Here is a 10,213-nt window from a genome sequence, read left to right as displayed (position 1 = left end):
TGCCAACGGAACGCGCACAGGCGGTGCGGGTTGTCACGCCGTCAGCACGGGAGCGCGAAGATGGCGAACAGCTTCAAAAAGGGTCAGGCGGTGACGTGGCACTGGGGCAGCGGCACGGCGAAGGGCAAGGTGGCCGAACGCTTCGACCGCCGCGTCCAGCGCACGATCAAGGGCAGCAAGATCGTCAAGAACGGGACGAAGGACAATCCGGCCTATCTGGTCGAGCAGGAAGACGGGGGACGCGCGCTGAAGCGCGGGAGCGAGTTGAGCGCGGGGTGAGGTCTCAAAAAGGGTAATCGCGCGAAGGCGCGAAGGCGCGAAGATTAGGTGTTTTTCACGCAGAGACGCGAAGGACGCAGAGCGGTTTCGCCGAGCAGCGGCTGTCCCTCTCCTGCAATCGGGGCGGGACGGGCCAACACGTCAATTCCCCTCCGCGTCCTCTGCGCCTTCGCGCCTTCGCGTGAACAAATCCCCGAGCGCCAACGAACCGAACGCCGCTTCGGCTATTCCCTTTTTGTTCCACCCGTCCTAAACTCATCGGATGGCAAAGCCCCGCAAGCGTTATGTCTGTCAGCAATGCGGTTCCGCGACGTCGCAGTGGCAGGGCCAGTGCGCGGATTGCGGGGCGTGGAACACGCTGGTCGAGGATGCCGGTGCGGTGGTGACGCCGTTCCAGGCGCGGCACAATCTGCAATCGGGCGGGCGCGCGATCCTGATGTCGGGGCTAGACACCGACGTGCCGCTGCCCGAGCGGATGGCGACGGGAATTGCCGAGCTTGACCGTGCGCTGGGGGGTGGCTTTGTCGAGGGATCGGCGACGCTGATCGGCGGTGATCCGGGGATCGGCAAGTCGACCCTGCTGTTGCAGGCGGCGGCGAAGCTGGCGCTGGCGGGCAAGCGCGTCGCCTATGTCTCGGGCGAGGAAGCCGCCGACCAGGTGCGGCTGCGCGCGCGGCGGCTGGGGCTGGGCAATGCGCCGGTGCAACTGGCGGCGGCGACATCGGTGCGCGACATCCTGACGACGGTGGGGCAGGGAGTGGCACCCGACCTGCTCATCATCGATTCAATCCAGACGATGCACAGCGACCTGATCGAGGGCGCGCCGGGGACGGTCAGTCAGGTGCGGGCGAGCGCGGGCGAGCTGCTCCGCTTCGCCAAGGAACAGGGCACTGCCGTCGTGCTGGTCGGGCATGTCACCAAGGACGGCAGCATCGCGGGACCGCGCGTGCTGGAGCATATGGTCGACACCGTGCTGGCGTTCGAGGGCGAGCGCAGCCACCAATATCGCATCCTGCGCGCGGTCAAGAACCGGTTCGGCGGCACCGACGAGATTGGCGTATTCGCGATGGACACCGGCGGGCTGGCGGAAGTCGGCAACCCGTCCAGCTTGTTCCTGACCAGCCGCGACGAAAGCGTCACCGGCGCGGTGGTGTTCCCCGCGCTGGAAGGAACGCGGCCGGTGCTGGTCGAGGTGCAGGCGCTGACCGTGCGGCTGGCGAGCGGGGCGACGCCGCGCCGCGCGGTGGTCGGCTGGGACAGCGGCCGGCTGGCGATGGTGCTGGCGGTGCTGGAGGCGCGCTGCGGCCTCAGCTTTTCGACCGCCGAAGTCTATCTCAACATCGCCGGCGGCTATCGCGTGCAGGACCCCGCCGCCGATCTGGCGGTGGCGGCGGCGCTGGTCTCCGCGCTCGCCGAACGGCCGGTCGCGTCGGACATGATCGCATTCGGCGAAGTCGCGCTGTCGGGCGAGATCCGCCCGGTCGCGCACGGGGCGCTGCGGATGAAGGAAGCCGCCAAGCTGGGCTTCGGCCGCGCGATGGCGCCCGCCAGCCAGCAGCGCGAGGGCACCGGCATTGAGCTCGCCGGCTTCCGCACGCTGCGCCAATTCGTTGACCATATGCTCGGACGCGGCTAGCCGTCGAACGCACGGCGGATCGTCCGCCGATCCCGCATGAATGGATTTTTGGGCTCGCATGGACCTGACCGCGCTCGACATCATCGTGCTGATCGCAGTCGGGGGCGCGGCGGTGCTGGGCCTGTGGCGCGGCTTCGTCACCGAAGTGCTGTCGCTGATGGCGTGGATCTTCGTGGTGTTTGCGCTCAAGGTCGCGCACGCACCGCTGACCGAACTGCTGGTCGGCGGGGTCGGCACCGCGTCGGGCGCGGCGGTGCTCGCCTTCGCGATCCTGGCGGGGGGAACCTATTTCGGCGGGCGGATGGTCGCCAACGCGGTCGGCCGGCGCACGCGCACGTCGGTGCTGGGACCGATCGACCGGGGCCTGGGCTTCGGCTTTGGGGCCTTGAAGGGCCTGGTGCTGGCCAGCCTGGGCTTCCTGCTGGTCGTGCTGGTCTATGACACGCTGGGCGGCGGGCCGGCCGGGCGGCCGCAATGGATGGTGACGTCGCAGACCTATCCGCTGCTCAATTCGACCAGCGCGTCGATCGCCGACCTGGTCGATCGCCGCCGCCGGGGCGAGCCGCTGTTCGATAATGCGGCCGGCGCGGACGACGCGACCGCCGCCAACCGGACGCGGCCGAAATGAGCGCGCCGCTCTATAATGCGCGCATCCTGCGCCTGGCCGCGTCGATCCCGCACCATGCGCCGCTTGCGGACGCGATGGCGGTGGCGGAGAACAGGTCGTCGGTGTGCGGCAGCCGGGTGAAGGTGGCGGTGCGCGTCAATGCGGACGGGCGGCTGGAGGCATTGGGCCTGGACGTCAGCGCCTGTGCGTTGGGCCAGGCATCGGCAGCGCTGATGGCGAGCCACGCGATCGGGCGGCGTGGCGAGGAACTGGCGGCGGCGCGCGATGCGCTGACGGCATGGCTGGCGGGGGAGGGCGCGTTGCCCGACTGGCCCGAAATCGAACTGTTCGACGCCGCGCGCGCGCATGTCGCGCGCCATGCGTCGATCCGGCTGCCGTTCGAAGCGGTGGCGGCGGCAGTCGCGCAGGCCTGCGCCGCGCCAGTGGAGGCACGCTGACCATGGACGCGCACGGCCCCAATCTGATCACCGAGGGCGCGCCGTTGTTGGGCTTCGGCCTGGTCTTCGTCCTGCTGTTCCGCAAGCTGGGGCTGGGGGCGACGCTCGGGTTCCTGGTCGCCGGCGCGGTGGTCGGCCCGCAGGTGCTGGGGCTGGTGGGCGAGGCCGAATCGAAGCTGGTGATCGCCGAACTCGGCATCGTCCTGCTGCTGTTCCTGGTCGGGCTGGAGCTGAGCCCGTCGCGGCTGTGGCGGATGAAGCAGGATATTTTCGGGCTGGGGTTGCTCCAGGTGGTGCTGTGCGGCATCGCCATCGCCGGGCTGGTGTGGGGGGTGGCGCAATTCTCGCCTGCCGCCGCCGTGGCGCTTGGCCTGCCGCTGGCGCTGTCATCGACGGCGCAGGTGCTGCCGATGCTGCAATCAGCGGGCCGGTTGCGCACCCCGTTCGGCGAGCGCGCCTTCGCGATCCTGCTGTTTCAGGATCTGTCGATCGTGCCGCTCATCACCATCGTCGCGGCACTCTCGCGCAATCCGGCCGATGCGGGGGGGCCGCCCGGTTGGCTGCTCGGGCTCTATACCGTGCTGGCGATTGCCGGACTGGTGCTGTCCGGGCGCTTCCTGCTGCGGCCGCTGTTCCGGCTGATCGGCAATTTGAACGAGCGCGAGATGTTCGTGTTCGCCGGACTGTTCACCGTGCTCGCCAGCGCGGCGATCATGCAGGCGCTGGGGCTGTCCACCGCGTTGGGCGCATTCGTCGCCGGCGTGATGCTGGCCGACAGCCCCTATCGGCACGAGCTGGAAGCCGATGTCGAGCCGTTCCGCACGATCCTGCTCGGCCTGTTCTTCCTGGCGGTCGGCATGATGCTCGATCTGGGCGCGATTGCCGACCGGCCGGCGTTCGTCATCGGCATGGCGGTGCTGCTGATCGTCACCAAGACCGCGGTCATTGCGGGCATCGGCATGGCGTTCCGAATGGAATGGCGCCAGGCGCTCGCGCTCGGCCTGTTGCTCAGTCAGGGCGGCGAGTTTGGCTTCGTCCTGTTCACCCAGGCGCAGAACGCGCTGCTGATCGCGCCGGAGGCCGCCAGCCTGTTCGGCGCGATCGTCACCCTGTCGATGGCGACCACGCCGTTCCTGATGATGTTCACCCGCCGCTTCCGCGCCGATGTGACCGCCGACGCGACCGGCGAGGCGCTGGAAGGACCGAGGCATGACGGGGCGAGTGCGATCGTGGTCGGCTATGGCCGGTTTGGCCAGACGGTGGGCCAGATGCTGATCGGCCAGGGGCTGGCGGTGACGCTGATCGATACCGATCCCGAGACGATCGAGGTCGCGGGCAGTTTCGGCATGAAGGTCTATTACGGCAACGGCACGCGGCTGGAACTGCTGCGCCAGGCGGGGGCGGCGGATGCCGACCTGCTGCTGTTCTGCCTCGACGGCGACCAGCTCGATGCCGACGCGCTGCATGCGGTCAAGCACGCCTTTCCCCACGCCGCCATCATGCTGCGCGCCTATGACCGCCGCTCGGTCGTGAAGCTGAAGGGCGCGCCGGTCGAGCGAATCACGCGCGAAGTCTATGAATCCGCAATCGCGATGGCGCGCGACGCGATGCGCTGCGTCGGCGTCGACGAGACCGAGATCGAGCGCACCGAGGACGAATACCGCAAGATGGACGCCGATCGGCTGGGCATCCAGGTCGAGACCGGCGACCTCTATGCCGCGTCGGAAAAGCTGTTCTGGCGCCAGCGCCAGCGTGCCCGGACGGAAGAGCAGCCGACGTGAACCTGTTGCTGGGGCTTGCCGCGCTTTCGGGTGGCCTTGCAGTGGCGGCGGGCGCGTTCGGTGCGCATGGCGCGAGCGGGCAGGCACAGGAATGGCTGCGTACCGGCGGCATCTATCAGATGGTCCACGCCGTCGCCGCGATCGTCGCGGTGCAGGCGGGGGCGCGGGGCGCGGGCTGGCTGTTCGTCATCGGCGGGCTGGTCTTCGCCGGCACGCTCTACGCAATGGCGCTGGGCGCGCCGCGCTGGTTCGGCGCGATCACGCCGATCGGCGGCGTGCTGATGATCAGCGGCTGGCTGTGGCTGGCGTGGGTGGCGTTGCGGGGGTAGGGGAGCGGCTCTCCGCGTGGCTCGTCTTTCGTCGTGACCACGCCGTTCGTGACCAAACTACAGGCGCAGCAGCCGATGGCGCTGGCAAAGTGGTTGCCCGGCTTACGGCACCCTTCGCGAAATCGGTCGCGATTAACGCCTGCTGAAATCAGAGCCTCGTTACTTTAGTCTTGGCCGTTGCCGCATCAGGACGAAAGGCCGATACGTCGGGAAATGGACGGCAGGAAGCGGCAAAGTCATCGCTAGATGCAGCGGTATTCGTCACGTTACATTCTCGTTCAGGAAGCGCTCGGTGCGGCCCATTTCCTCGCGCACCCAATCGGCAAAGGCGCGGACGTGCGGAGAGGTCCGACGTCCGGCGGGGAGCGCGAGGTAATAGCTCCACGGCGAGGCATGGCGCGGGCCCGACACCGTGACCTCGCGGTTGGCGATCCGGTCGGACATCAGGATCAGATCGAGCACGCCCATACCCGTCCCCGCCATCACCGCCCCGATCACCAGTTCGCGCGACATCACGCGAATCTCCTGCTCGCCGTGCTGCAACTGCGGCCAAGGGTCCCAGTCGTCCTCGCACCCGACCCACAAGATTCGCGGGATCGTCGCGCCATCCGCCCGGTCACTGCGCACCAGCGGGCCGAAATACTGCGGCACCAGCAGATGCGCATCGATGCCCGGCCAGCCGCCCGGGCCGAGCCGGATCGCACAATCGATCCGTTCACGCTCGAGATCAAGCAGGCGCGGCGAGGTCGCCAGACGCACGTCGATCTCAGGCCGAGATTCGGTGAAGCGGGCGAGGCGCGGCAGCAGCCAATTGACCGCAAAGCTGTCATAGGCACTGATCGTCATCACCTGCCTGGCGCTGCGCATATCGTCGACGGCATCGTCAATCGCGGCGAAGGCCCCGCCCAGTTGTGCGGCAAGTTTCGCGCCCTGCACGGTCGGCACCGCCCTTCGCCCCTCGCGTCGAAGCAGTGGCAGGGTCATGGCAGCGTCCAGAGCCTTGAGCTGGTGACTGATCGCAGAAGCGGTCAGTCCCAGCTCGGCGGCCGCCGGGTTCACTCCGCCCAGCCGCACCACGGCTTCGAACACCCGCAGAGCGTTTAGCGAGACGTTGAGCGATGCGCGCGGATTCATTGTTTAGATTTCATCATATGTGATGCGGATGAAGTTGATGGTCATCGCAGCATTTGCGGGGAAAACAAGCACCCATTCAATAGGCCGGAAATTCATATTACATGAAAAATTCAACAATCATGCGACTCGCTGCGGGGCTGCTTGCGGGTATCGCCGCGGGGCCGCTGCACGCCCAGCGCGCCACCGAAAACGCGCTTCAGGCCGCCGAGGATGCGTTCGGCACCAGCATCGGTCGCGAGAACATCGGGCTCTATGGCACGGACGATGTGCGCGGCTTTTCGGCGGTGGACGCGGGAAATGTTCGGCTGGAGGATCTCTATTTCGACCCGGTGACGCTGCCTTCCCCGATACTGCGGTCAACCACCACAATCCGCGTCGGGATCGCGGCGCAGGGCTTTGCCTTTCCGGCCCCCTCGGGCGTCGTCGACATCCGGCTGCGCAGACCTGCCAGAGTTCCCGGTCGCAGCCTGTTCGCCTCGGCCGACACCTTCGGCTTTCTGGTTTCGGAGGCGACCGCCGATGTCCGGTTTTCCCAACGTTTCGGCGCAGCGCTGGGCGCTGGGGCGTATCGCGAGCGCTATGGCAACGGCACCACCGACTGGATCGCCTCAGGCAGCGCCACCTTCGAATGGAAACCGACCGAAACGATAGAGGTGGTGCCCTTTGTCTCCTATGTCGCAATGCGCGAGGCGCAGAGTCCGCCGGATTACATCACCGCGGGCGAATACCTCCCCCCGCGCGTCCCGCGTTTGTTGTTCACCGGGCCGGAGTGGGCCGAGAACTCGCGCAACCGCTACAATTTCGGCGTCATCTTCAAGTGGCAGGAGGGCGGCTGGCGGCTGCGGGCAGGGCTGTTCCGTTCGGTCTCGAACGCGCGCGCGAGCTTTGCCAATCTCTATCTCGACGTGACCCCTGATGCGACCGCGAGTCAGCTGATCGTCACCGATCCGCCCGCGCGCAACGGTTCGACCAGCGGCGAGCTGCGGCTGGACCGCGCCTTTGGCAGCGACGTTCTGCGGCACACGCTCACGCTGTCGCTGCGCGGGCGCCTGCGCGAGCGCCTGTTCGGGGGGAGCCAGTTCGTCGATCTGGGCCGGATCGCGATCGGTGCGCCGCAGCCCGCGCCGCGCCCGGACCGCGCTTTCGGAGCGCAAGACCTCAACCAGATCCGGCAGGGGACGATTGCAGCGGGGTATGCCCTAAACTGGCGGGGCGGCGTCAACCTCAATCTCGGTCTTCAAAAGACCGGCTACCGCCAGCGCGCCGTGCCCGGCAACGGGGCGGCGCTGGTCGGCAGGTCGAGCCCTGTACTGCTCACCGCCACCGGTTCCCTGCGGCTCAGCGAGCGCGTCTCGGCCTATGCCAGCTACGCCGAGGGGCTGGAGGACAGCGGCGCCGCGCCAGGCAGCGCGACCAACCGCAACGCCCCGCTGCCTGCGAGCCGCACCCGTCAGTACGATATTGGCTTGCGCTGGAAGGTGAAGCCCGATCTCAGCCTGGTCTTGGGTGCCTATGATCTGAGCCGCCCCTACTTCCAGTTCGACCCGCAAGGCGCGTTCAGCCAGCTCGGCAGCACCGCGAACCGGGGCATCGAGGTGAGCCTGTCGGGCGCGATCACCCCGCGGCTCGATGTGGTGGGCGGGGCGATCATCGGCGACTCCAAGGTACGCGGCTCGGCAGTTGAGGCAGGACTGGTAGGGACCGAAGCGGTCGGGCGGCCGGACCGGCGCTTCAACCTCGCCTTCGACTGGAGACCGCCCTTGGCCGAAGGCGTCACCCTGTCGCTCGGGGTACGGACACAATCCTCGATCGTCGCAACCAGCAGCAACGCCGTTCGCGTACCCGCGCGGACCCTGTTCGATGCGGGCGTGCGCTACGGCTTCCGGCTTGGCGAACTTCCGGCGCAGGCGCGGCTGAGCGCCACCAACCTAGCCGACACCTTCGGATGGGACGTTTTCGGGAGCGGCGTTTACGGCTTTATTGATGGGCGCGCGGTGCAGCTTAGCTTGGGGATCGATTTCTAGGTCGCACGGCATGCAACCACGTCCGATTAGCCGCGTGGCGAGCTGCGAGCACTGCAGGTCGAGATCGGTCGCCGGGCAAAACACCGGCATGGCCGCTCCCCAACCAATATGCGGCCTTCGCGACGGGCAATCCGGGACCAGTCGACCATCCCTTACCGCCCCGTCATCCGGCAACGGTCGGAGCAGTAGACCACATTCTCCCAATCGCGCGCCCATTTCTTGCGCCAGGTGAAGGGGCGCTGGCAGACCGGGCAGGTCTTGGTCGGCAGGTCGCGCTTGCTGACGCCGTTGGGCATCAGCGCGGCTGGCGGTTCAGGAAGTCGGCGACGGCGGCGAGGTCGACGGTCTTGTCGAGATAGGTCCGGCCGATGCCGCGCGCGAGCAGGAACGGCAGCGTGCCGCCCGCCATTTTCTTGTCGTGGCGCATATGTGCGACCAGGGCCTCGCCCGACGCGGTGATGCCCGCCGCTGCCAGCCCGTCGGGCAGGCCGACCGCGCTGAGGTGCGCGGCGACGCGGGCGGCGTCCTCATCCGCGCACAGGCCCTGATCGGCGGAAAAGGCGAAGGCGAGCGCCATGCCGGCCGCCACCGCCTCGCCATGCAGCAGCCGGTCGGTAAAGCCGGTCTCCGCCTCAAGCGCGTGGCCGAAGGTGTGGCCGAGGTTGAGGAGTGCGCGGGTGCCGGTCGTCTCGCGCTCGTCCGCACCGACGATCCGCGCCTTGGCCGCGACCGAATGCGCGATCGCGGTCGCGCGCGCGGACGCGTCGCCGGCCAGCAGCGCCGCACCCTGCGCCTCGCACCAGGCAAAGAAGCCGGCATCGTCGATCAGCCCGTATTTGACCACCTCGGCATAGCCCGCGCGCAGCTCGCGCGGCGGCAGCGTGGCGAGCACGTCGGGGTCGATCAGCACCAGGGCAGGCTGGTGAAACGCGCCGACCAGATTCTTGCCTGCGCGCGCGTTGATCGCGGTCTTGCCGCCGACCGAGCTGTCGACTTGGGCGAGCAGCGTCGTCGGCACCTGAATGAAGTTGCAGCCGCGCTTGAGGATGGCGGTGACGAAGCCGACCAGGTCGCCGATCACCCCGCCGCCCAGCGCGATGACATGGTCGTCGCGCTCGACCCCCAGCGACAGCAGCGTGTCGGTGAGCTGTTCGAGCATCGACCAGCTCTTGCTCGCCTCGCCCGGCGGCAGGATGATCGGCTCGGCGGCGACGCCGGACTGGGCCAGCGATGCGCGCAACGTCGCGAGATGGGGGCCCAGGTTGCTGTCGGTGACGATCGCGACGGGGCGCTTGCCCGCCAGCGGCGCGATCAGATCGCCGGCACGGGCGAGCAGGCCCGGCGCGATCCGCACGTCATAGCTGCGATCGCCGAGCGAAACCGGAATGACGGTCAAGGATACAGGGCCTTCAGGATAGCGTTGACGGTGGCATCGTGCGGCGTGCGGTTGCTGGCCACGCGGATCGGGGCCATCGCATAGAGCGGGTTGCGCTGGTTGGCGAGGTCGCTCAGCACCGCCAGCGGATCGCGGTTGCGCAGCAGCGGCCGGGTGTCGCGCTTCCTGACCCGTTCCGCCAGCACGTGCGGATCGGCGTCGAGCCATACGGCGAGCGCGTGATCGAGGATGAGTTCGCGCGTCTGTTCGTTGACGAACGCGCCGCCGCCGGTCGCCACCACGCGCGGGCTGCCGTCGATCAGCCGCGCGATCACGCGGCGTTCGCCATCGCGGAAATGGGGTTCGCCATAGCGCTCAAAGATCTCCGCGATGGTCATCCCCGCCGCCTTCTCGATCTCGACATCGGCATCGACGAAGGGCAGGTCGAGCCGCGCGGCCAGCCGGCGGCCGATCGTCGATTTGCCCGCGCCCATCAGCCCGATCAGCACGATCGGCTTGCCGGTCCAGCGAGGTTGCGGTGCGAGTTGGGTCGACATCATTGCGGGGGGCTATACAGCGACGCCGCCTGT

The 10,213-nt window shown here is 68.2% G+C and carries 11 protein-coding genes; 7 read left to right on the top strand and 4 right to left on the bottom strand.

Translation table 11 applies throughout. The features are described 5' to 3' along the window. Nucleotides 1–60 precede the first annotated feature (60 nt). From GO308_RS07570 to GO308_RS07545, 6 genes are all read left to right on the top strand, one after another. Nucleotides 61–279 carry a DUF2945 domain-containing protein gene (locus GO308_RS07570; protein ID WP_066671726.1) on the top strand — a complete coding sequence of 73 codons (219 nt, stop codon included), beginning with the start codon at nt 61–63 and terminating at the stop codon, nt 277–279. A 262-nt stretch (nt 280–541) separates the two neighbouring features. Next, the gene (gene radA / locus GO308_RS07565) at nt 542–1,915 is read left to right on the top strand and encodes a DNA repair protein RadA (RefSeq protein ID WP_240884962.1); all 1,374 of its coding nucleotides are present in this window, start codon (nt 542–544) and stop codon (nt 1,913–1,915) included. Nucleotides 1,916–1,973: 58 nt separating this feature from the next. After that, complete coding sequence (locus GO308_RS07560) at nt 1,974–2,543, top strand: CvpA family protein (RefSeq protein WP_240884960.1); 570 nt, start codon at nt 1,974–1,976, stop codon at nt 2,541–2,543. Further along, nucleotides 2,540–2,980 (top strand): iron-sulfur cluster assembly scaffold protein, encoded by a 441-nt coding sequence (locus GO308_RS07555; RefSeq protein ID WP_240884958.1) that lies wholly within the window; start codon nt 2,540–2,542, stop codon nt 2,978–2,980. The genes GO308_RS07560 and GO308_RS07555 overlap by 4 nt, the downstream gene beginning before the upstream one ends. Before the next feature lie 2 nt (nt 2,981–2,982). Beyond that, a complete protein-coding gene (locus tag GO308_RS07550; protein ID WP_240884956.1) occupies nt 2,983–4,761 on the top strand; it encodes a cation:proton antiporter in 1,779 nt (592 codons plus the stop codon). Beyond that, on the top strand, nt 4,758–5,090 hold the full coding sequence (locus tag GO308_RS07545) for a DUF423 domain-containing protein (protein WP_240884949.1): 333 nt from the start codon (nt 4,758–4,760) through the stop codon (nt 5,088–5,090). Before GO308_RS07550 ends, GO308_RS07545 begins: the two co-directional genes overlap by 4 nt. 261 nt (nt 5,091–5,351) lie before the next feature. Here the strand turns inward: GO308_RS07545 and GO308_RS07540 are convergent, their stop codons facing one another. Next, on the bottom strand, nt 5,352–6,224 hold the full coding sequence (locus GO308_RS07540) for a LysR substrate-binding domain-containing protein (RefSeq protein ID WP_240884947.1): 873 nt from the start codon (nt 6,222–6,224) through the stop codon (nt 5,352–5,354). 266 nt (nt 6,225–6,490) lie between these two features. Between GO308_RS07540 and GO308_RS07535 the strand changes: the two genes are divergently transcribed. Next, nucleotides 6,491–8,248, top strand: coding sequence for a TonB-dependent receptor (locus GO308_RS07535; RefSeq protein ID WP_240884945.1), 1,758 nt, complete (start codon nt 6,491–6,493; stop codon nt 8,246–8,248). A gap of 152 nt (nt 8,249–8,400) precedes the next feature. Here GO308_RS07535 and GO308_RS07530 read toward each other — a convergent pair whose 3' ends face one another. From GO308_RS07530 to GO308_RS07520, 3 genes are read right to left on the bottom strand one after another with little or no spacing between them, the layout of a single operon-like run. Then, nucleotides 8,401–8,544 carry a DUF2256 domain-containing protein gene (locus tag GO308_RS07530; RefSeq protein ID WP_082730879.1) on the bottom strand — a complete coding sequence of 48 codons (144 nt, stop codon included), beginning with the start codon at nt 8,542–8,544 and terminating at the stop codon, nt 8,401–8,403. Continuing rightward, nucleotides 8,544–9,644, bottom strand: coding sequence for a 3-dehydroquinate synthase (gene aroB / locus GO308_RS07525; protein WP_240884943.1), 1,101 nt, complete (start codon nt 9,642–9,644; stop codon nt 8,544–8,546). Before aroB ends, GO308_RS07530 begins: the two co-directional genes overlap by 1 nt. After that, nucleotides 9,641–10,183: a shikimate kinase gene (locus GO308_RS07520; protein WP_066479991.1), complete on the bottom strand. Its 543-nt coding sequence runs from the start codon at nt 10,181–10,183 to the stop codon at nt 9,641–9,643. Before GO308_RS07520 ends, aroB begins: the two co-directional genes overlap by 4 nt. Nucleotides 10,184–10,213 lie beyond the last annotated feature (30 nt).

This window comes from Sphingomonas sp. SFZ2018-12, assembly GCF_022496715.1.
In the GTDB taxonomy this organism is placed as follows: Bacteria; Pseudomonadota; Alphaproteobacteria; order Sphingomonadales; family Sphingomonadaceae; genus Sphingomonas.
This window is presented reverse-complemented; position numbering and strand designations above follow the sequence as displayed.